General features: G+C 43.3%; 21 protein-coding genes. 1 reads left to right on the forward strand and 20 read right to left on the reverse strand.

The annotated features are described in order from the left end of the window. Positions 1-179: 179 nt before the first annotated feature. The 4 genes from BUB92_RS07275 to BUB92_RS07290 form a co-directional block, all read right to left on the reverse strand. A complete protein-coding gene (locus BUB92_RS07275) occupies positions 180-1,082 on the reverse strand; it encodes an MBL fold metallo-hydrolase (RefSeq protein ID WP_073092212.1) in 903 nt (300 codons plus the stop codon). A gap of 95 nt (positions 1,083-1,177) precedes the next feature. Beyond that, on the reverse strand, positions 1,178-2,092 hold the full coding sequence (locus tag BUB92_RS07280; protein ID WP_073092215.1) for an RluA family pseudouridine synthase: 915 nt from the start codon (positions 2,090-2,092) through the stop codon (positions 1,178-1,180). Further along, positions 2,085-2,537, reverse strand: a complete 453-nt coding sequence (lspA, locus tag BUB92_RS07285; protein ID WP_073092218.1) for a signal peptidase II — start codon at positions 2,535-2,537, stop codon at positions 2,085-2,087. Before lspA ends, BUB92_RS07280 begins: the two co-directional genes overlap by 8 nt. 22 nt (positions 2,538-2,559) lie before the next feature. Continuing rightward, the gene (locus BUB92_RS07290; RefSeq protein ID WP_073092221.1) at positions 2,560-3,171 is read right to left on the reverse strand and encodes a TetR/AcrR family transcriptional regulator; all 612 of its coding nucleotides are present in this window, start codon (positions 3,169-3,171) and stop codon (positions 2,560-2,562) included. A 212-nt stretch (positions 3,172-3,383) separates the two neighbouring features. Between BUB92_RS07290 and BUB92_RS07295 the strand changes: the two genes are divergently transcribed. Further along, on the forward strand, positions 3,384-4,250 hold the full coding sequence (locus BUB92_RS07295) for a hypothetical protein (RefSeq protein ID WP_073092223.1): 867 nt from the start codon (positions 3,384-3,386) through the stop codon (positions 4,248-4,250). Positions 4,251-4,392: 142 nt separating this feature from the next. Here BUB92_RS07295 and BUB92_RS07300 read toward each other — a convergent pair whose 3' ends face one another. The 16 genes from BUB92_RS07300 to BUB92_RS07375 all read right to left on the reverse strand — a co-directional run bounded on the left by BUB92_RS07300 (position 4,393) and on the right by BUB92_RS07375 (position 22,832). Next, on the reverse strand, positions 4,393-5,526 hold the full coding sequence (locus BUB92_RS07300; protein WP_159432317.1) for a metallophosphoesterase: 1,134 nt from the start codon (positions 5,524-5,526) through the stop codon (positions 4,393-4,395). Between the two features lie 130 nt (positions 5,527-5,656). Beyond that, a complete protein-coding gene (fdhF, locus tag BUB92_RS07305; RefSeq protein ID WP_084728399.1) occupies positions 5,657-8,353 on the reverse strand; it encodes a formate dehydrogenase subunit alpha in 2,697 nt (898 codons plus the stop codon). Positions 8,354-8,374: 21 nt separating this feature from the next. Then, complete coding sequence (gene nuoF, locus BUB92_RS07310; protein WP_073092228.1) at positions 8,375-9,595, reverse strand: NADH-quinone oxidoreductase subunit NuoF; 1,221 nt, start codon at positions 9,593-9,595, stop codon at positions 8,375-8,377. 12 nt (positions 9,596-9,607) lie between these two features. Continuing rightward, entirely contained in the window at positions 9,608-10,057 is a 450-nt protein-coding gene (nuoE, locus tag BUB92_RS07315; RefSeq protein ID WP_242939020.1) for an NADH-quinone oxidoreductase subunit NuoE, read from the reverse strand. Positions 10,058-10,149: 92 nt separating this feature from the next. Then, on the reverse strand, positions 10,150-10,506 hold the full coding sequence (locus tag BUB92_RS07320; protein ID WP_073092230.1) for a DUF134 domain-containing protein: 357 nt from the start codon (positions 10,504-10,506) through the stop codon (positions 10,150-10,152). A gap of 121 nt (positions 10,507-10,627) precedes the next feature. Continuing rightward, a complete protein-coding gene (mobB, locus tag BUB92_RS07325; RefSeq protein WP_073092232.1) occupies positions 10,628-11,119 on the reverse strand; it encodes a molybdopterin-guanine dinucleotide biosynthesis protein B in 492 nt (163 codons plus the stop codon). A 6-nt stretch (positions 11,120-11,125) separates the two neighbouring features. Beyond that, positions 11,126-12,427 (reverse strand): amidohydrolase, encoded by a 1,302-nt coding sequence (locus BUB92_RS07330; RefSeq protein ID WP_242939021.1) that lies wholly within the window; start codon positions 12,425-12,427, stop codon positions 11,126-11,128. Positions 12,428-12,447: 20 nt separating this feature from the next. Continuing rightward, positions 12,448-13,098, reverse strand: a complete 651-nt coding sequence (locus BUB92_RS07335) for a class II aldolase/adducin family protein (RefSeq protein ID WP_073092235.1) — start codon at positions 13,096-13,098, stop codon at positions 12,448-12,450. 4 nt (positions 13,099-13,102) lie between these two features. After that, entirely contained in the window at positions 13,103-14,137 is a 1,035-nt protein-coding gene (gene mtnA / locus BUB92_RS07340) for an S-methyl-5-thioribose-1-phosphate isomerase (protein ID WP_073092237.1), read from the reverse strand. Then, positions 14,134-14,925 (reverse strand): S-methyl-5'-thioadenosine phosphorylase, encoded by a 792-nt coding sequence (gene mtnP / locus BUB92_RS07345; protein ID WP_073092240.1) that lies wholly within the window; start codon positions 14,923-14,925, stop codon positions 14,134-14,136. The genes mtnA and mtnP overlap by 4 nt, the downstream gene beginning before the upstream one ends. Before the next feature lie 16 nt (positions 14,926-14,941). Next, entirely contained in the window at positions 14,942-16,081 is a 1,140-nt protein-coding gene (gene ftsY, locus BUB92_RS07350; RefSeq protein ID WP_242939022.1) for a signal recognition particle-docking protein FtsY, read from the reverse strand. A gap of 8 nt (positions 16,082-16,089) precedes the next feature. Then, entirely contained in the window at positions 16,090-19,659 is a 3,570-nt protein-coding gene (gene smc, locus BUB92_RS07355; RefSeq protein WP_073092245.1) for a chromosome segregation protein SMC, read from the reverse strand. Between the two features lie 19 nt (positions 19,660-19,678). Beyond that, positions 19,679-20,647, reverse strand: a complete 969-nt coding sequence (locus BUB92_RS07360) for a biotin--[acetyl-CoA-carboxylase] ligase (RefSeq protein ID WP_073092246.1) — start codon at positions 20,645-20,647, stop codon at positions 19,679-19,681. A gap of 134 nt (positions 20,648-20,781) precedes the next feature. Next, positions 20,782-21,873: an elongator complex protein 3 gene (locus BUB92_RS07365; protein WP_073092248.1), complete on the reverse strand. Its 1,092-nt coding sequence runs from the start codon at positions 21,871-21,873 to the stop codon at positions 20,782-20,784. A 1-nt stretch (position 21,874) separates the two neighbouring features. Next, positions 21,875-22,591: a ribonuclease III gene (gene rnc / locus BUB92_RS07370; RefSeq protein ID WP_073092251.1), complete on the reverse strand. Its 717-nt coding sequence runs from the start codon at positions 22,589-22,591 to the stop codon at positions 21,875-21,877. After that, on the reverse strand, positions 22,584-22,832 hold the full coding sequence (locus BUB92_RS07375; RefSeq protein ID WP_073092253.1) for an acyl carrier protein: 249 nt from the start codon (positions 22,830-22,832) through the stop codon (positions 22,584-22,586). Before BUB92_RS07375 ends, rnc begins: the two co-directional genes overlap by 8 nt. Between the last annotated feature and the right edge of the window lie 52 nt (positions 22,833-22,884).

Below are 22,884 nucleotides of genomic sequence, written 5' to 3' on the forward strand. Positions count from 1 at the left end.
GTATTCTGGTATTCAGATCCGCTTTACATGGCAATACTCTTTATTTTGCAGGCTTGATCCCCATGTCCGCATAAAAAGCCTTCCTTAAATCCACCCGTCTATACCACCCGGCAAATATTATTATCCATTTAAAAATTTTACCACTCGTAATACTTTTGCAATTTAGAACCGTCCCCAAATTAAAAACTGTTACGATTCGAAGATTTGGTTTTTACCCGTTTTATCAAAGCATACATGGAGCTTACCATTACTTCGCGGGGATATAAGGCCAGAGCTCCTTGCATGTATTTATCATAAAGTTTCCCGGCTATCACATCTTCTTCAACCCCTTCGGCCAATTTGGCAGCAATAAAGGTAAAGGCATCTTCAGCCGCCTTGAAGGCTTTCTGGTAAAATTTTTCTACATCTTCTCTACCCTTTATTATTTCTCCATGTCCTACCCCTATAATATCTGTTGCATAACCAGCAAGCCGGTTTATAGTCTGCAGGTATAGATCATAATCATGGAAAAATACCGGGGACATCAACCCTTCCGGTGTCTTATAGCCCAGTGCATCGGAAACCAGCATAACTTTATCTTCCGGTATATAGGCTGATAGGGAACAGGGACTGTGTCCGGGTGAGGTTATAATTTCTACCTGTAATCCATCTACCTCTAATATTTCCCCATCCTGCAAAACCTTATCAATTTTAAAATCATACTGTTTTAAAGCAGAAATTCTGCTGCTATCAGTTAAAAGGCCTTTTTCCCTGTATATATCCAAAACTTTTTCATTGGTCGCTTTTATGCCCTGGACCACATTTTCCCTGCCCAGAATCTCAGCTGCTTCCTGGCTGGCCAGTACCTTAGCCTCAGGGAAATAATATTTTAAAAGCGGAAGTCCCCCTACATGGTCAAAATGGGAATGCATAACTAATATATATTTTATCTCCGGTTGGGAAGAAAGCTTCTCCCATTCCTCTATAAAATACAAAGCTCCAGCTAGAGTGCCGCATTCCGCCAGAAGAAGTTCCCGGCTGCCAACCAGATAGAAATTATAAAGCTTATTGCCTATTACCTTAACATATGGTGAAATTTGCATATAACCTTCTCCCCCTTGTTTATTTTATATCGGCTATACACTTTAAAATATTAACCCGATTACCCACTTATGCCGAAAACAGAGAATTTTAACTCCTATTTTCTCCTCAAACTTTCCAATACCTGCTTAAAGTATTCTGGAAGTTCGGAAGTAAATTCCATGTACTCGCCGGTAGAAGGGTGGATAAAACCTAATAAGCTGGCATGTAAAGCCTGGGAATCAAGCCCCAGATGTTTTTTGGCCGGCCCGTAAAGGGGATCTCCCACCACCGGGTGTTTTATATAGGCAAAATGCACCCTTATCTGATGGGTTCTTCCTGTTAACAGCTTTACCCTGACCAGGGTATAATTGGCAAAACGTTCCAGAACCCGGTAATGGCTTATTGCCGGTTTCCCATCCGGCACCACCGCCATCTTCTTGCGGTCAGTCTTGCTTCTGCCAATAGGTGCATCTATAGTTCCCAGGTTTTCTTTTATTACCCCATGTACCAGAGCAGTATATTCCCGGTTTATGGTATGTTCTTTAATCTGCTGGGCCAAAATCCTGTGGGCCCGGTCATTTTTAGCTACTACCATAACCCCTGAAGTATCTTTGTCCAACCGGTGCACAATCCCCGGCCTCAATTCACCATTTATTCCCGATAAATCTTTTATATGATAAAGCAGGGCATTAACCAGGGTATGATCCGGGTTGCCCGGGGCAGGATGTACTACCATATTTTTAGGTTTATTTATAACTGCCAGGTCACTATCCTGGTATATAATCTCCAGCGGAATATTCTGGGGCTGAACTTCTATTTTTTGCGGAGGAGGCAGGGCAACAGTTATTTTTTCTCCTTCTTTGACTTTATAGCTGGCCTTTTTAACCTTGCCATCAACTGTAACTTTTCCTGCCTGAATCAGGTTCTGCACCCCGGAACGCGAAAGATTAGGAATACTCTCGGCTATAAACACATCCAGCCTTTCTCCTTCGTTTTCTTCATCTACCCATATTATTTCTATACTATCCATTTTTCACCTCTTCGTTTTTTTCGCTATAAAGTATAAAAAAGATTAAGACAACACTTCCCACAGTTATCCCTACATCGGCCAGATTAAAGACTGGCCACCAGCCTATGCTTATAAAATCTATAACACTTTGATAAAAAATCCGGTCAATAAGGTTTCCCAGGGCTCCTCCCGCTATAATGCCTAATACCCACTCCAGGAACGGATGAGGTTTATACCTGGCCACATAATAAATCATGCCGGCTACTGCCAGCAAAGCTGCTACAACAAAAAACCAGTACCCCCCCTCCATTATGCCAAAAGCTGCTCCCTTATTATGGATATAAGTTAAGGTAAACCATTCATCAATGACTGGATATTTTTCCCCTAATTCTAGATTGGTTATCACTGCATATTTACTGAGCTGATCAGCAACAAGTAAAATAATAAGCCCTAAAAAAAAGCGCATCTTAGCCTCCTTATGCCCTTATCTAATCTGCAAAAATCCCTTTTTTCTCCATAAGCTGAAGAAAACACGGAATACCTTCAGTAAGCAAAATATCAAAAACCTGCATAAGCATTTCTTTATCTGCTGCCTTCACATCCAGCAAATCCTGCAGCACCATACCATCAACCGCCGCCAGAAGCCAGGCAGCAAAAGCGCGGGTAGCCTTACCTTCCCTGGCCTCATAGGCAGCCAGCAGAATATCTTCAATCCTGCTTATCCATTCATCGTATTTTTCCTGGAACCGTTTCTGCAGCTGCTCATTGCCCAGTATAGCCTCATGGGCCAGGTAAAACTGCAACCTGTTTTCCTGCACTTTTTTAAACCTCTCAATAAGATTTTCATAAACATCTCTGGCTATCTCCAGCCGGGAAGCTTCACCGCTCTTGGCCCTTTCGGCTACCTGGGTAGAAGCCTTAAGGCTCACATCCATGATATCGTATAAAATATCTTCTTTTGCCGGGTAATAGTGGTATATAGCTCCTGTACTCACACCTGCTTCTTTGGCTATAACCCGCATAGTAGCACCTGCTATCCCCTGTTCACTTATAACCCTCAAAGCCGCTTCTCTTATCTTATTTTTGCCATCTGTGCTCATAATTAATTGCCCTCCTGCATTTCCTGCCCAATCCTTTTTCATCATATCAAAAACTATAATAACACAAACTGCACGCAAATCCACATGTATAAAAACTTGTAGGTAAAAATTTGCCTGCCTTATTGCATTTTTCGTCAATATTTGTTATTATATTCACAACCGAACGTTCGTTATGTAATCTATTGTTTAATCCTGAAAGGAGGTTTTTGTTTATGGCTATTCCGGCCTGGATGTATGTTGTTTCTATGTCAGCCTACATGGCTTTCCTGCTCTTTTTTATCGGCTTTATGCGTAAATATTATAAGTTTTCTATGTATTTTTTCCTGTTTTCACTGCTTACTTTTCCACTGTGGCTTAACGGCGGCGTAGAAGGCTGGTTTCGCTGGGCCAAAATATTGAGTGTTATTCTTCCTACCATTGTAGTAGGTTTGGCTCGTATTGCCGTCTATGAGCAAAGAAAAGGACGTTTTTGGGAATTTTTGCAAAAGGATTGGGTTCTGTGGTTCTTCTACGGCATTCTGTTTCTGAACATAATGGAAGCTACTATTAAAGATGTAACTCTGGGCAATTATTTCAATGCTTTATGCGGTTTCTTGCTCTGCGTAACTATTCCTTTTCCTACTAAGTTTTGGAAAATATCTACTGAACCTCACGGCGACCTGATCGCCTATACTACAGCTGCCTGGAACTTTATCTACACTTCCTGGAACGCATGTTTTGTATATGCAGAAAGCCCGGTATATTTCTTCAGCTCACTCTGTATTCTTCTGGCAGCTGAAATCTATCCTATAATCAAAGGTCGTCCAGAGCTATACATTATTGCCCGGGTATATACACTGGCTATCCATTTGCTCTTACGGGCATGTTTAGATTTCTTCCCACTTATTATGGATGCTTCCCCCTTCCATAGCATGGAAGTCTTGAAAATCTGGGGAATCATAAATGCGATTATGATAATACCTTATGTCTTCTGGCATATGTGGCAGCTCCACACCGGTAAGGCTGATATCAGCTTCCGCCGCGGTAGAGTTGAAAATGTAGAAGAAGCCAGCCGAAAAGTTAATCCAGCATTAGCCTAAAAAAATATTAAGTTAAATCCCCCATCCCCCCATAATATAGATTAAAGGACTAGCCGCCGGGCTAGTCCTTCCCCCTGTAATCTATTTACTAAAAAGGAAGCAATTCCTTAATAATTTACTTCATCTTGATATGGTCGCGGCTTTAAACTTTATCAAACTGCAAAAAAATCTCGACTATCTCTGGTCGGTTGCCTATACGCACAGGAGGTCCCCAGGTGCCAAATCCATTCGAAACGATAACCTGCAAATTGTCGATTTTTAAATATCCCCAGTCCGTGGCAAAAAGCCTCCTGGTAATCCGGTTTAAGGGAGCCAGCTGGCCTTTATGGGTATGCCCGGAAAGCTGAAGGTCAACCTGATTCGCCCGGGCTTCCTCAATATCAATCGGATTATGATCCAGCACTATAACCGGGAAACTCTGGTCAATATCCTGCAGCAAAACAGCCAGGCTTTGCCTGGAGCGGCTGAATTTATCATCTCTTCCTACCAGATAAAAACTGTCTGCAACCAGCTCATACTGGTCGCGCAAAACCTTAATCCCTGCCTCTTCTAAAGATTTAATAACCTCTTTATATTCTCCCCCATAATAATCATGATTACCCAGGACAGCATAAGCTCCTATTTTCGGTTTCAATTTTTCTAATATTTTTTTCATTCCTAATCGCTTAAAAACCTTTACATTTTCATCAATAATATCTCCTACCAGAAAAACCAGATCCGGTTTTACTTTATTAATAGTTTCTACTAATTCCATAAGCCGCCGGTCATTTACTATACTGCCCAAATGCAGGTCAGAAACCATAATTATATGTAATCTCTCCACATTCTTAGCCGGCCTGGCAATAGTTATATTATACTGCCGTATTACAGGATTTCTGGCATTGAAGCTCCCATAAACAACTAATGCTAATAAAAATAATAAAACAGCTGTCCCGGTATAAAAATTAGCTTCCTTAACGAATGCCGGCAAAAAGTTAAGCCAGCCATCTACCATATGCAGAATATCAATAAAAACAAGCATAAGAAAAGCATAAAAGAAAAAGGCCAGCCAGTAGGAACCTATTACCGTCATAAAGCGGCTTAACCTGCCAGGATAAATCCTTTCCCCTATTTTTCCCAGCAGATAAGAAAGGGCCAGCAAAAATAAAACTGTCCAGTACAAAAGGAGGTTTCCCTTAAACAAATCTCCCCAGACTTGAAGACCGTGTACTCCTATATAATAATTTAACATTATCCAGATTGCCAAAGTAATCAGCAAAACCAAAAGCCGTGCCATCATGCACCTCATCTTTCCGCCAAATATTAAGATTTATCATATCACAAAATACCTCCCAAACCCAAATAACCCTGCCGCTATTTTTTATATAAACGGCAGGGTATTCAAATTCTTCTTAAAACCTGAAAATCTATATCTTTTCTATTCTGGCTGCTGCTACTTTGAATTCAGGTATCTTGGCTACCGGGTCTAAAGCTGAAGCATTGGTAAGGTGGTTAGCAGCTGCTTCTCCAAAATGGAAGGTAGTAAATACAACTCCTTCTTTTATATTTTCTGTAATGCGCGCTTTAAGCTTTATACTGCCGCGGCGGGTGCTAAGTCTTACCATATCTCCATCCTTTATCCCGTAAAGTTGTGCGGTACGGGGATGTATTTCTACCTCATTGTGAGGTTTATGTTGGTCAATGGCTGCTACCCTTCTGGTCATGGTTCCGGTATGGTAGTGATAAAGGTTGCGCCCGGTAGTAAGAATCAGCGGGTATTCGTCATCCGGCATCTCGGCAGCCTCCCGGTATTCTACGGGATGGAACTTGCCCCTCCCTCGTACAAATTTTTCTTTATGCAGTATAGGAGTTCCCGGATGGTCGGTATCAGGACACGGCCACTGAATCCCGGTCTCTTCTATGCGCTTATAAGTTATCCCGGCATAGGACGGAGTTAAGCTCCTTATTTCTTCAAATATTTCCTCCGGTGACTGATAAGACATAGGATAGCCTAAACGGGTAGCAACTTCACATAATATCTGCCAATCAGGTTTAGCATTACCCCGGGGATTTACCGCCTTTCTTACCCTCTGTACCCTTCTTTCAGTATTGGTAAAGGTGCCATCTTTTTCAGCAAAGCTTACTCCCGGCAATACTACATCTGCCTTGGCTGCCGTTTCGGTGAGAAATATATCCTGCACTACCAGAAACTCCAGATTATCTAAGGCTTCTTCGACATGATGGCTGTCCGGGTCGCTGAGCATGGGATTTTCCCCCATGATATATAAAGCTTTTATTTTGCCTTCCAGGGCAGCATTTATAGCTTCCGTAAGGGTTAAGCCCTTCCTGTCAGGCAGTTTTACTCCCCAGGCTTTTTCAAACTTGCTCCGGTTTTCTTCTATTTCTACCTTTTGATAACCAGGATATACATCAGGCAAGCCTCCCATATCACAGGCTCCCTGCACATTGTTCTGGCCGCGCAAGGGGTTTACGCCGCTTCCTGGTTTTCCAATATTGCCGGTAAGCATAGCCAGATTGCATATCGCTTTTACATTATCTGTCCCCTTGCTGTGCTGGGTAACTCCCATGGCATAACATATAGCTGCTTTATCCGCCTCAGCATATATACGGGCTGCCTTTACAATGTCTTCAGCAGGCACTCCGCAAATCCTGGCTGCCAGCTCAGGCGTATATTTTTCCACGATTTCTTTTACTTCTTCAAAACCTTCCGTGCGCTTCTCTATAAATTCTTTATCCAGGAGGTTTTCCTTGATAATTACATGCATCATGGCATTAATGAGCATTATGTCCGTACCCGGCTTAAAGGGCAGATAAACTTCTGCCAGGTCAGCCAGTTCAATCCGGCGCGGATCAGCTACTATGAGCTTAGCTCCCCGCTTTAAGACATTTTGCCTTATCTTGTATCCTATAACCGGATGGTTTTCGGTAGTATTAGTTCCTATCAGGAAAATAACTTCTGCTTCTTCTTCCAGGTCTTTTATGCTGTTAGTCATGGCTCCACTGCCAAACGCTGCCCCCAGACCGGAGACAGTAACCGAATGTCAGAGACGCGCGCAGTGGTCAATATTATTAGTTCCTATAACTGCCCGTGCCAGTTTTTGCAGGAGATAATTTTCCTCATTGGTAGTACGGGCTGAGGTAAAAACCGCAATAGAATCAGATCCCCACTTTTCTTTAACTTCTTTAAGCCTCTTTGCCGTATAATCGAGGGCTTCTTCCCAGCTTACCGGCATTAGCTCACCGTTTTTGCGTACCAGCGGTTCTTTAAGCCTTTCCGGGGAATCGATAAAATCCCAGCCAAAACGGCCTTTAACACATAAAGCTCCCCGGTTGGCAGGACTAAGTTTTTCATCCCGGATAGAGTTTACTCCTACTACTCTGTCATTAAGGACTTTAAGCTCTAAAGTACATCCCGTCCCACAGTAGGTGCAGACGGTTCTTACCTTTTCCGTCTGGTATGTTCTTCCCCGTCCCTTTTCCACCTTGCTTACCAGAGATCCTACCGGGCATACCATTATGCACTGGCCGCAGAACACACAGGTAGAATCTTTAAGCCCTAAATCAAAAGCAGTAGAAATAACTGCATTATGCCCGCGATTTTTCAGGTTTATGGCAAACGCACCCGTAATCTCGGCACACGCCCTTATACATTTGGTACACATGATACATTTGTCATAATCCCTTTCAATAAACGGATTGGGGTCTTCTTTATAAAAGTGGGGTTCTTCTCCTTTAAACCTGCTATCTTTTACCCCGTAGCGGTAGCAGTAATCCTGAAGTTTGCAGTCGCCATCCCGTTCACAGACATGGCACTCCAGTTTATGTCGGGCCAGAAGAAGCTCCAGGATTATTCTTCTTGCCTCGATTACCGCTTCACTTTCTGTTTCCACCTGCATACCTTCTTCTGCGGGAGTAACACAGCTGGCGATAAGATTACGCCTTCCTGCTACCTCCACCACACACATGCGGCAGGAACCAGCCAGACTTAATTCGGGATCATGACACAGAGTAGGTATATCCGCACCTGCTATACGGCAGGCATCTAAAAGGCTGGTCCCTTTAGGAACCGTTACTCTTTTGCCATCTATAGTAAGGGTTATCACTTCCTAACTCCTCCCTCCGCTCTACATTAATTTTCGCATATAATCTTCACGAAAATGCTTTATGGTTGTTTCAATAGGAATAGGAGCTGCCTGTCCCAGTCCGCAAAGGGAAGCCTTCTGCATTACCCGGGACAAAACCAGAATATTTTCCAAATCCTCTTCACTTCCTCTTCCCGCATTAATCCTCTGCATCATTTCATACATGCGGAAAGTTCCTTCCCGGCAGGGATTACATTTACCGCATGACTCATGTTCAAAAAATTTGGCAATACGGGTAGCTACATCTACTATATCCCGGGTTTCATCCAGAACAAAAACAGCTCCCGAACCTAAACTGGCTCCGATTCTGCTCATGGAATCGAAATCAATAGATGTATGGATGTTTTCCGGGGGTATAAAAGCTCCGGAACTTCCACCTACCTGTACGGCTTTTAATTTTCTTCCTCCTTTTATACCTCCGCCTAATTTATATATTACATCTGATAATAAATAGTCGGTCGGCACTTCAAAATAGGTAGGATTATTAATATCTCCTGTCAGGGTAAGCACTTTGGTCCCCGGATAATCAGGAGCTCCTATCGAGGCAAACCATTCAGCTCCATGGGTAAGGATATATGGTATACACGCAAAAGTCTCCACATTATTTACTACAGTTGGAACTCCCCACAGGCCTTCAACCCCGGGGAAAGGAGGCTTAAAACGAGGTTCTCCCCTTTTCCCTTCAATCGATTCGATAAGGGCAGTTTCCTCACCGCAAACATAAGCTCCGGCTCCCATCCGGACTTCAATATCAAAATCCTCTAAAACCCCGGCCTTTTTAGCACTTTCTATCGCATTATTAAGCAATCTGACTATATGGGGATATTCCCCCCGGCAGTATATATAGCCTTTTTTCGCTCCGATAGCCAGCGCGCAGATAGCCATTCCTTCCAGGAGGGCCTGGGCATTTTTTTCGCATATTATGCGGTCTTTGTAAGTTCCAGGTTCACCTTCATCCAGGTTGCATACTACATATTTTACCGGTGCATGTTCGGGAACAAAACTCCACTTCATTCCCGTGCTAAATCCGGCTCCTCCCCGACCTCTGAGTTTTGATTTCTTGACTTCTTCAATAATCTGTTTAGGCTTCATTTTTCGCGCCTTTTCTAATCCCTTATATCCGCCTACCTTTATATAATCTTCGGCCTTTTCCGGATTTATCTTATCTGCATACTCCAGTAGTATACGCTTTTCCCCGTTCATATTGTTCCCCCCTTATTCATACTTTTTCAAGATCTCCGGAATTCTTTCCGGGCTTACACTAAGCACCACATCATCATTTATGGTTATAACCGGAATAGCCTGGCATTGCCCTACACATTCACAAAGTTCCAGGGTAAACTTCCCATCAGGAGTAGTTTCTCCTACTTTTATGCCTAAATATTGTTCCAGAGCCTTTAATACTTCTCCTGCTCCTGCTACATGGCAGGGAGCACTTTCACACATACGGATAATATATTTTCCCCTTTTTTCCACCGAAAAATGGGAATAAAAAGTAGCTACCCCATAAGCTTTAGACTCGGGAATCTTAAAAATGCGGGCTGCTTCCTTTAAAGCTTCTTCGGGAATATAATTAAACTCCCGCTGCAGAGCGTGAAAAGCTTCGATAAGGCCTCCTTTCTTATCCTTATAAGGCATTATAATTTCCGCGTAGCTTTTCCCCACTATCTCACTCCTCCTTACTCATCAAGTGAAAAAAATAACAAAAAAGGATAACCTGTAGAGGTTATCCTTCACCCCTTTACTTATTCCTTTCTTCATAAATCAGCATCTTCAGCGGCATTATATTTGGGATCATCAAACCCCTCTTCAGACTCTACCTCATGCAGTTTATAATTTCCGCCTTCCAGCAGTAAAGCTTTGGAATTTATAATAGCATCAGCCACCTTGCGGTGGGCTTCGACCAGTATGCGCTGGAAGGTGGTCCTGGAAACCCCCATCTGCTCAGCACACTCAAACTGATCATAACCTAACAAATCTTTTAAACGCAAAGCTTCTGCCTCTTCCAGCTTTAATACCACCTCTTCCAGCTCACAGGCGGGAATTCCTGCTGGCTTAAAACAGCTAGCACGCGGTATATGCGCTACCCGTCGGCATTTAACCCTTCTCGGCATGAAAACCTCCTTCACCACCGGGACGGTTCTTTTGTCCCTTTTTATAAGCCTCAATATGTGCAAATTTTCAGTACTTTAAATTATCAACCATAACCGGCAAAAAATCAACTATCAATAGGTCTCAAAGTTTAAAATATTCCATAAGATATAAAGCTAAATCCTCTACCTGCTCAAAAGAAAAAACCTTTATCTTTCCCCCTTTATCATCTGCCTGGAAATCAGCCACGCGGGCAATCAAATAGGGCACATCCAGGTACTCACAGCTTATATCCTGGCGCATAACTTCTATACTGGGATAACCGGCTTTTTTGTAACCTTCGGTAATAACTAGATCCGCATAAGGCGCAACTTCAGCTACAATCTGGTTTAAGGAACGGGGGGTGGAATACCTGCGGTAAACTATTTCGGTATCGGCACAGGCAGCTACTACCAGAGGCACTCCGGAAGCAAAAATATTTCCGGAATCATTTGCCGTATCTATGTCAATTCCATGATGAGCATGTTTGATAACGGCTACCTCTATCCCTTTCTCCTGCAAAACCCGGGCCACCCTGGTAAGCAAAGTAGTCTTGCCCGCATTATGCCATCCGACAAAAGAAACAACCGGTTTCATGGCTTATTAACTCCCCTGTCTTTTCCGCACCAGCTGGCGGGCAATAAAATTAGCCCTGGCGATTACCTCTTCTTCGTCAAAAGTCTTTATAACCTTATTTTCCATAACTATATTCCCATCAATAATAACCGTATCTACATCTCCTGCCTGAGCAGCATAAACCACATTGGCAGCCAGGTCATAACGGGGATTCATGTGGGGTTTATCAAGATCAATAAGTATGAAATCGGCTTTCATCCCCTCTTTAAGCTGTCCTACTTTATCTTCCAGCCCCAAAACCCGGGCCCCATTAACCGTAGCCATTTTCAAGGCAGTATAAGCCGGAATAACCGTAGGATCCATACTATTTACCTTATGCAATAGAGCACAGCTGCGCATTTCCTGCAGCATATCCAGATTATTATTGCTGGCAGCTCCATCTGTCCCCAGAGCTACTGTAACCCCGGCTTCCAAAAGCTGGGGAACCGGAGCAATACCACTGGCCAGTTTCATATTGCTTTCCGGATTGTGAGCTACTCCTACATCATATCTGGCCATTATATCTATATCATTCTCGGTAAGATGCACACAGTGGGCAGCCAGGACTTTATGTTCAAAAAGCCCTATACTTTCCAGGTGTTCCACTGGTGTCTTACCGTAGGCTTTTTTTATATCCCGGAACTCAGTATTAGTCTCGGCTACATGAATATGTATGCCTGCACCGGTTTTTTCGGCCAGGGTCAGCACTTTCTTAAGATAATCAGGAGGACAGGTATAAGGAGCATGGGGTCCCAGCATAGCCGTAATCCTTCCCCCAGCTCCATTATGCCAGTTTTTAATAAATTCTTCACTCTCCTTTAAGGCCAGGTCAGCCTGAGGCCCTATCCCTACCATGCCCCGGGATAGAACCGCCCTTATCCCTGTTTTTTCTACCGCCCTGGCCACCTCTTCCATGCAAAAATACATATCGGCAAAAGCAGTAGTTCCACTCTTTATCATCTCTGCTATCGCCAGCATAGTTCCCCAGTATATATATTCAGGGGTAAGTTTTTCTTCCAGAGGCCATATCTTATTCTGCAGCCACTCCATAAGCGGGAGGTCATCGGCATAGCTCCGCAGTAAAGTCATAGCGGCATGGGTATGGGTATTTATGAAACCCGGCATAGCCAGCTTATCCCGGCCTTCCAGTATCCGGTCATAATTATAAGGAGGTTCTCCCTCTCCTATTTCTTCTATCTTATCCCCCTTCACCACTATATACCCTTTTTCTATAAACGGCCTTTCCTCATCCATAGTAATAATGCTTACATCCCTTATTACCAACTCCACCTTTAAAGCCTCCTTAAAAATTATCGGTCTTTCTTCTGGCCATAATTTTTAAATTTTTCATAGAGACACTTTACATCTTCGTCAGCCAGGATATTTATACTGCCTATCTGTTCAGCGAAAAGAGTAATCATAGCCGTTCTTTCCGCAATATAGCATGCCCGCAGGGCAGCTGAAGGTGAAACATCTACGGTAATCAAACCATGGTTAGCCAGCAGAACTGCTTTCTTATCCTGCCCCAGAGTCCTCACTACATGATGGGCCAGTTCTTCGCTTCCGCAATGCGCATAAGGGGCCACCGGTATCTCATGTCCTATCGCCTGCGCCGTCTCTTCCAGTATTACCGGAATAGGCCGACGCGCCACTGCAAAAGCAGTAGCATAAGGGCTGTGTACATGGACAATCCCTTTGACATCAGGCCGATTCTTATAAATGGCCAGATGTAAGGGGGTTTCTACGGAAGGAGCAAAAAAACCTTCTATTACTTCTCCCTCACCATTTACTATCACCATATCTTCCGGACTTAAAGTCCCATAATCCATGCCGCTGGGAGTAATCACCATAACATCATCTACCCATGCACTGACATTTCCCCAGGTGCCTGCCACCAGCCTGGCTTCATAAATCTCGCGCGCCGTCATGCAAACTTCTCGTCTTACCTCTACATAACGCATAATATCACTTTCCTTTTAGTATTTTTAAATTTTCTTTATAAGGGGGACTTATTATCCCTTTTTCTGTTATTATACCATTTATTAGCTCAGCCGGGGTTACATCAAAAGCCGGGTTAAATACATCAGCCTCAGGCACCGTAATATAGACATCTCTTATCTTGCGCACCTCATCTTTATCCCTTTCTTCGATCGGAATCTGCCTGCCGCTTTCTATGCTAAAATCTATGGTAGATAACGGTGCTGCTACATAAAAAGGTATATTATGGTGGCGGGCAAGTACGGCCAGGGAATAAGTACCGATTTTATTAGCTGTATCTCCATTCGCTGCTATCCGGTCAGCTCCTACAATAACCGCATCAACTTCCCCCCGGCTCATAACATAACCGGCCATATTATCGGTTATAAGGGTTACCGGTATACCATCCTGCATAAGTTCCCATACGGTAAGGCGCGAACCCTGTAAAACCGGTCTGGTTTCACAGGCCCACACCTTTCTAACCTTGTTTTCGGCAAAACCTGCCCTTATTACTCCCAGAGCCGTACCAAACCCGCAGGTGGCCAAGGCGCCGGCATTGCATATAGTCATTATCCGGCTATCCCTTAGCAAAAGCTTACTGCCATTTTCTCCTATCGCCTGGTTGATTTTTATGTCTTCTGCATACATCTCTTCAGCTGTTTGCTTAAGCTTATCCTTGATCTGTTTTAAATCTTCATCTAATGAGGAATTAAAAACCTCTTCCATACGGTTTAAAGCCCAGAAAAGGTTTACAGCCGTAGGTCTGGTCGAAGCTAAAAGCTCTTTAACCTTCTTAAAATAAGGAACCAGCTCTTCTTTACTCCCTGTAAACTTATCAACCGCCATGGCCAGCCCAAAAGCTGCTGTAACACCAATAAGAGGTGCTCCTCTTACCATCAGAAGTTTTATAGCTTGGGCCACCTTTTCCGGCGTATCTAAACGGGCATAAGCTACTTCTAGAGGAAGTCTGGTCTGGTCTAAAATTACTACCTCGTCCTTTTCCAAATATACCGTCCTTATCATTTCATAACCCCTTTTTCATCAAGTATTTTGCTGCAGTCACAAGTTTTTTCCCGGGGAATATATTTAAGGCTGTGCATAATAAGCCTTCTTACCTCATGTATGCTTTCTTTCATCATTTCTACTACTTCACTATGGGTCAAAATATGCGGGGAAATACCAGCCGCAAAATTGGTGATTATAGATATATTGCCATAACACATGCCTAATTCACGGGCCAGGCATACCTCCGGCACACTGGTCATTCCCACTACGGAGCCACCCAGCATCTTAAACATCGCAATTTCCGCTGCCGTTTCAAAACGCGGCCCTTCAGTACACACATAAACTCCACCATTATACACCGTAAGATTAAGTTCATTCCCGGCCTTTTTTATCGCCTTTCTTATTTCCGGGCAGTAAGGGACAGTCATATCACAATGGACTACCCCTTCTTCCCCGCCTTCATAAAAAGTATTCTTGCGGCTTTTAGTAAAATCTAAAAACTGGTCAGCCAGTAAATAATGCCCGGGCTTTAAATCAAAATTGAGAGAACCTACCGCGGCGGTGGCGATTATATTTTTTACCCCTATCTGTTTTAGAGCCATAATGTTAGCCCGGTAATTTACCAGATGGGGAGGTACACTGTGGTCTTTGCCGTGGCGAGGAATAAATGCCACTTCTATATCCTCATACCGGCCCACTGTTATTTTTACATCACCATAAACGGTATTCTCTATATATTCTCTAGTATCTTTTAAAAGGTCAGGGTCATATACTCCGGTCCCACCTATTATAGCAATATCCGGCATTATCACTCACTCCTCCTTATTCATTTTCTTCCCCGGCTTCTAAAAGGGCTTCGGCAAACAATACCGGGTCAAAAGTACGCAGATCTTCCATGCCTTCTCCTATGCCTACCAGTTTCACCGGTATATTAAGCTCTTTCGCAATAGAAAGGACTATACCTCCTTTAGCTGTACCATCCAGTTTGGTGAGGATGATACCTGTCACCCCGGTAGCCTCTTTAAAAATTTTCGCCTGACTTACCGCATTTTGTCCGGTAGTAGCATCTATTACCAGGAGCACCTCATGGGGAGCAGAAGGAATTTCGCGCTCGATAATATTTCTTACCTTGCTTATTTCTTTCATAAGATTAGTTTTATTCTGCAACCGTCCTGCGGTATCTATAATCAGGATATCTGCCTTGCGCGCTTTCGCGGCATTTATCGCATCGAAAACTACGGCACCGGGATCAGCCCCTTCCTGGTGTTTTATAAGCTCAACCCCTACCCGGTCTGCCCATATCTGCAGCTGGTCAATAGCTGCTGCCCGGAAAGTATCCCCTGCTGCCAGCAGCACTTTTTTATTTTCCTGTTTAAAACGGTAAGCCAGTTTAGCAATCGAAGTAGTCTTACCTGCTCCATTAACCCCAACGACCAGTATAACTGCCGGTTTTTCATCTGTTTCTACCCGGAGGGAAGTATCATAAACGCCCAAAATTCGAGCAGTCTCCTCTTTTATTAGATCCATAACCTTTTCGGAATCGGTAATCTTATTCTTTCTGGCTGACTTGCGTATATTTTCTACCAGTTCCAGCGAAGTTTCTACCCCAACATCAGCCTGAATAAGGATTTCTTCCAATTCTTCATAAAAATCGTCATCTAACTTTTTATTAGTCTTAACCAGATTAACAATTTTATCACCTATATTAGCCCGGGTTTTACTTAAACTCTGCTTAAAACGTTCAAAAAAGCCGGCCCTTTTATTCTCCTTTCTCTCTTCTTCCCCTTCTTTTCCCTGGTCTTTTCGCAGTAAAGCCTCTTCCCTTTCTTTAGCTTCATCATTTGCTGTCTTCTCTGCCCGGTCTTCTTCTGCTTTTATATTTGCCTCTTTCCTTTTCTCCTCATTTTCTTCCCGCTTTTTCCCTTTAAAACGGTCAAAAAAAGCCATGATCTCATCCTCCATCAGTAAATTTATCCTGCCCGGCTCTCTATATCATTCATACTCAAAGTTAAAACCGAAGAAACTCCTTTTTCCGGCATAGTTATTCCATAAACAATTTCTCCTGCTTCCATCATAGCCTGCCGGTGGCTGATAATAATAAACTGTACTTCTTCCGCCATCTTCCTTATAAAACGGGCAAAACGCGTAAGGTTAGTCTCATCCAGTGCAGCATCAATCTCATCCAGCAAACAGAAAGGAACAGGTTTTAACCTCAAAAGAGCAAAGATAAAGGCAATACAGGTAAGAGCTCTTTCCCCTCCCGAAAGCAGGCTTAAAGCCTGGGTTTTTTTGCCTGGCATCTTTACTTCGATTTCTACCCCTGCACTCAGTTTATCTTCAGCATTTTCCAGCCGTAAAACGGCATCTCCTCCCCCAAAAATTTCTGTAAAAGTCTTTTTAAAGCTTTTATTAGCCTGATCCAAAAAGCTTATAAACTCCCTGTGCATCAGCTCTTCCGTTTCTTTTAGAAGCTTTTCCAGGGCTTCTTTTCCCCTGTTTAAATCATCATACTGCTCTTGCATAAAGTCGAAGCGGTTTTTTAACTCCTGATACGCATTTATAGCTTCCACATCTACCGTTCCCATATCTTCTATCCGGCTTTTTAAGCTTTCCATCCTCTGCCGGTATTCGCTGTTTTCCCGGGAAGTATGTATTTCCCCTATTTCTGAGGGCACCGGCTTTTTAAAATCTTCCACAAAACGGGCTTTAGCCGCTTCAAGCTCCGTCTCCAGCCGGGCTTTAGCTATTTCCAGATTTTTGAGTTCTTTCTCCAGCCGGTTAATATCCTCCCGCAAAGGGTTCATCAACATCTTTAACTCTTCAATATTTCTCCTCGTTTCTTCTTCCCGGGCCCGTTCCTTAGCCAGGTTCTGATTAACCTGAGAAAGCTTAACAAGCCTGTCCTTCAGTTTTCTTTGGGCCTCTTCATAAACCTTCTCTTCCTGCTTAATCTCCTCCGCAATCCTTTCCTCAAGCTTTACCGCCTCAGCCAGCGACTTTCGGTAAGAATCTTCCACCCTTTTGAACTGCTCCAGATTATGTTTTAACTGGGCACATTCTTTAGCTTTCATTTCTATCTGTTCCTGATAAGCCTTAAGCCTTTCTTTATATACGCCCCAGTCCCGCTTCTTTTCCTCCAGGCTTATCTTCAAAGCTTCCAGTTCTTTTTCCCTTTCTTCACTTAAAAATTCCTTTTCTTTATGCTCACAATAAAGCCCTTGCATCTCCTCTTCCAGTCGTTTAATCTCCTCTGTCATCAGGGCTTCTTCCTGTAAGATAGCATTTTTCTCTTTTTCCAGCCAGGATTTTTTTCCCTCGGCCTCCTCCAGATTCTTAATAAGCATGTCCAGGGTGAAACTGACTTCGGCAAGGGTTTTCTTTTTATCCTCTATAACTTCATCGATTTTTCTAAGCTCTCCTTTTACCCTTTCCAGAGCCTCTCCGGCACGAAAAATTTCCCTTTCCAGCTTTTCCTTCTCCGCTTTAAGCTTATTTTCTTCACTCCTATACTGGATAGGGGTTTTCCCTCCTTCCTTCCTGCTCCCGCCGGTCATGGCCCCACTCCCATTTATAACTTCTCCTTCTAGACTTACTATGCGCAGAGGATAATCCAGACTGCGGAATAAAGCTACCCCTGTTTTTATATCCCTCACCACCACGACTCGTCCTAATAGATATTCCACCGCTTGCGCATAAAAGGGGTCATATTTTACCAGCTGGGAAGCTATCCCTAAAACCCCATCTTTTCCCGTTATTTTTTTGGCCACTTCATCAGGTATCCTTCCTGCCTTAAGCATATCTAAAGGAAGAAAAGTTACCCTTCCGGCATTATTCCTTTTTAAAAAGTCAATAGCTTTTTCCGCATTAACTGCCTTATCTACGACTACATTCTCCTGCCCTTTACCCAAAGCTTCCTCCACTGCCGTTTCCAGGCCAGCGGGAATGGTAATAAGCTCCCCTAATATCCCCAGTATGCCAGATAGGCTTTCTTTATTCTGCATTATAAACCTTACCCCGGAAGAATAGCCGGTAAAATTACGGCGTATATTTTCCAGGTGTATAATCTTCTGTACGGTCTCACTTTGTTTGCGGTTTAGAGTATCCAGATAGCCTGCTGTCCTCTCCACTTCCTTTAGGAGCCATCCCCTCTTCTCCTCCAGCTCAGCAAGTTCAGTCTCCAGCTGTAAAATCAGCTTCTCATCCTTTGCCTTTTTCGCATTTAAAAAGTTAATCTCTTCCTTCTGTTTTTGCCAGCGTTCTTCTATTTCCTCCTGGCGTACAGCCATCCTTTCCCGTTTTTCCTTAAGCTTTTTCAGCCTTTCTTCTCCCGATCGCAACCGGTTCTTAATTCCAGCTGCCTCTTCAGCAGCTTTAAAAACTAGTTCTTTTCTCTTTTCAAAATCCCTGTGCTCCTCTTCTATTTCGCCTTCCAATTCCTTAAGTTTACTTGTCAACCCGGCAAAAAGACATTTTTTCTCCTCATACTCCTTCTCGGCCTCTTCATAATCCCGTTCCAGTTTGGCCAGTTCTTTTTCTATGCCCTGAAGCATATCTTTATATTTAACCTGATCCTTTCTAGCCGCTCTAATCCTTTCCTCCTTATTTTTTATCTTCTCCCCGCTTAAATTAATAAGGTTTTGCAGCTCATTTATCTCGTTTTCCAGACCATGTTTTTCTTCCCTGTACTTTTCCAGGTATTCCCTCTGCTTAAAAAGCAGTTTTTCTTCTTCCCCCCACCTTTTTTCCCTATCCTTGAGTTCTGCCAGCAGCAGAGTTAATTTTTCATTTTTTTCCTCCCAGCGCTTTTCCTGTTCCGACAGATGATCAGTAAGCTTTTTTATTTCGAAAAGGCTTACTTTATATTGCAAATCCTTAAACTCTTCCCTGAGCCGCAGATAGAGCTCAGCTTTTTCCGCCTTCTTATGCAGCTCATCCCTTTGCTTTTTAAGTTCTCCCAGGATATCTCCAATCCTTACCAGATCGCTGCTGGTACTTGCAATCCTGGCCTTTACCTCATCCCTCTGCTGACGATACTTTATAATCCCGGAAGCTTCTTCTAAAATGAGCCTTCTATCCATAGGAGCCCCATTCAAAACCTCTTCCAGTTCACCCTGTCCTATTATAGAATAACCGCATTTGCCCAGCCCGGTACCGGTAAAAACTTTATTTATATCCTTAAGCCGCACGCGTGCTTTATTAAGATAAAACTCGCTTTCCCCGGAACGAAAAATCTTGCGTCCTACCGCTACTTCACTATAATCCAGAGGCAAAAGGCCATCAGCATTATCTAGCACAATTTCCACACTGGCCATGCTCAAAGCCCGAAATTTGTCGGTACCGTTAAAAATCACATCTTCACTCTTTTGTCCCCTTAATTCCCGTATGTTATTCTCACCCAGCACCCAGCGTACAGCATCTACCAGGTTGCTTTTTCCACAGCCGTTTGGCCCTACTACCACATTAATGCCAGGCTTGAAGATTATTTCCGTATGCTCGGCAAAAGACTTAAAACCTTTCATCTCTATCTTTTTTAAATACACCTCTTATCCTCCTAAACCCCTATATAATGCTTACATCACCCGTACTTATCCTTATAATCTCCTTTCCCGTGTTTATAACCATATTACCCATAAAATCTATATCTTCATTTATCCCTTCAATATACCCCTCGCCTCTTTTGACCCTGACCTTCCTGCCTAAATGCATACAGCAGGCTTTAAATTCTTCCCTTATGGGAGAAAAACCCCTTTCCCGAAACAAATTATAATAATCATCCATACTTTTAAGTACACCTGTCAAAACTTTGTTTATATCCACTTTTCTCCCGGCTTCTATATATAAAGAAGTAGCTGCATCCCTTATCTCCCCGGCTAAATCCTCCCTGGCCACATTTACATTTATCCCTACCCCTGCCACCAGATAATGAGCCCTATCCATCTCACCGCTCAATTCCAGCAGTATGCCCGCCAGTTTGCGTCCTTTAACATAAACATCATTAGGCCACTTAATCTGGCAACCGCCGGGAAGAAAAGTATCCAGGCTCTTTGCTACCGCCCGGGCAAAAACCAGGGACAAAAGTGCCAGCTCGCTTACTGCCAGCTCAGGAGATAAAACTACAGAAAACCAGAGGCCTCCCGCAGGAGATTCCCATTTCCTCCCCATGCGGCCCCGACCTGCTGTTTGCCGGCCTGCTACTATAACCGTGCCTTCTTCCACCTTGCAACCGGCATTAATCCTCCGTTTGGCCTCTTCATTGGTAGAATCAAGCTGGGAATAATAGATAATATCCCTCCCTAGAAGACATCCTCTAAGCTCAGCCTTTACCACTCCGGGAATTATCATTTCCTTTCCATTACGCAAAAGGTATCCTTTGCGGCTTACCGCTTCAATAAGGTAACCTTCTTCCTTTAAAGCTTCTATATTTTTCCATACCGCCACCCGGGTTATCCCTAATTTATCTGCCAGTTCCTGTCCGGAAACATATTCTCCCTGCCGCCAGTAAAGCTGGGATAAAATCTCATCACGCATAGCCTTCTCCTCACTCTAGACTTTGGCCTGTACCTTTCTCTTGATTTATTTGACAAAAGCATAAATTTCCCTTTTTTAAAAAAGCGACGTCTTTCTATTTTTACCCATAAAAAAAGGCTAAAGTCTTCGCTGCTTTAGCCTTTTTCTACAAAAACAGGCAGCCTTTTTAGAAAATCTTCCCTTTCCCAGACCTTATACAGTTTTTCTCCCTGTCCTATACCTAAAGCTCCTTCATTTAACCCGGAATAAGCCTTCACTTTGACCGCGCGAAAGCCGTATTTGGCTTTAAGATATCTTATATTTTTCTTCTGGTTGCCTGTCATTTTCGAAACATCGCGCGGATGCACAAAAAAGGTTATCTCCTCTTCTTTTTGTAAATCCGGAGTAGCAGCCAAAAGCAATTCGCTCTGCCTTAAAAAAACTTCCCCTTTTACCAGTTCACCGAAAGCGGGATGAAAGGGGCCGGCTACTACTACCCCTTCGGAACGGAGTTCTTCGCTAGGCTGCAGTCCCATGCGTATAACGGGAATAGCCTGAGAGGCAAAGAGGAGAAACATATCAGTTGCCGTCTTTACCGCTTCTTCCAGACTCCAGGGTTTATATTCTCCCTTTACAAACATCTCTTCCAGAGCCGTCCCTGATATAACCAGGGTAGGATAAATCCGCACCATATCTGGTTTAAGACTGGCTGCCAGATGGGCTGACTCAAGAGAGCGCAAATGGCTATCAGCAGGCAAGCCTACCATAAGCTGAATCCCCAGCATAAACCCATGTCCCTTTATAAGATGGCAAGCTTTAAAAACATCACCGGCTCTATATCCCCTGTGTGACGCTTTTAAAACTTCATCATGCAAAGACTGCACTCCCAGTTCGATAACCTTAACCTGCCAAGATTTTAAAAAAAGCAAAATCTCCTCATCAATATAATCAGGACGGGTAGAAATCCTTATTCCTGTTATCCTGCCCGCCTCTATATAAGGAAAAACCTGACGTAAATAGGCTTCCTGCCTTTCCCGCCTGATAGCGGTAAAATTCCCGCCAAAAAACGCAACTTCTACTTCAGCCTCTTCGGGAATAGTAGCCAGATGTTCCTCAATTATATCCTTTATATCCTTTACCTCCGGCACCCCTTGAGGTGAAGCAATCTTTTTCTGATCGCAAAATATGCAGTTAAAAGGGCACCCTAAATGAGGTATAAAAATCGGTATATTAAAATGTTTTCCCAATCTACTTCCCCTTCTCAACTTCGAATGGCAAAAGTCCTTCCTTTAACACCTTTTCCGCCGCATTCTGTTCTGCTTCTTTCTTGCTCTTACCCTCACCGGTAGCTATAAGTTTCCCCTGAAAAAAAACTCCCGCAACAAAATTTTTGCAGTGTGCAGGTCCAGTCTCCTTGATAATGCTGTAGCTTACATTTTCACTGCTTTTGGCCTGCACCATTTCCTGCAGCCTGGACTTGTAATCACAATAATCCCCCTGGGCGCTCTCGGCGATATAATCTTTAAGATGCAGCAGAATAAAGTCCCGGGCCTTTTCATAACCTTGATCCAGGTATATAGCACCGATAACTGCTTCTACTGCATCAGCCAGAATAGATTTCCGCTTGCGGCCGCCCGACTTTTCCTCTCCTTTGCCTAAGAGAAGATAATCTCCTAAATTTATCTTTTGCGCCACTTTTACCAGGGACTTTTCACACACTACTTTGGCCCTTATCCTGGTAAGATCCCCTTCCGGCTTATCCGGATAATTATTGTAGAGATATTCAGCCACAATAAAATTAAGTACCGCATCACCTAAAAACTCCAGCCGCTGATTATTAAAAAGGCTGTTTTTTTCCTGAGCATAGGAAGGGTGGGTAAGCGCCATCCGTATTAGTTCAGGATTCTTAAACCAGAGGTCATTATCCTGTAAAAAGCGGACCGCATTTTCCAAATCATTAGGCATTTTTCACCTGCATAAGATATTCATAGAGAGCACTTACCAGAGAGCCCATCGTGGGATAGTTTTCTAAATCTTCTTCCGGAAATTCCACATCATATATATCTTCCAGAGCCATTATCATCTCAACAATATCAATAGAATCAGCATTGATCTCTTCAAAAGTAGTCTCCATCTGAATAAGGTCTTCCTCAATACCTAACTGTTCGGCCAAAAACCTTCTTGCCTGGACAAAAAATTCTTCCATAAGCTTTTTCCCTCCTGTCTTTTCCTTTCGCTAAAAATAACCCACCTGCTTC

Origin of the sequence: Thermosyntropha lipolytica DSM 11003, assembly GCF_900129805.1 — a bacterium.
In the GTDB taxonomy this organism is placed as follows: Bacteria; Bacillota; Syntrophomonadia; order Syntrophomonadales; family Syntrophomonadaceae; genus Thermosyntropha; species Thermosyntropha lipolytica.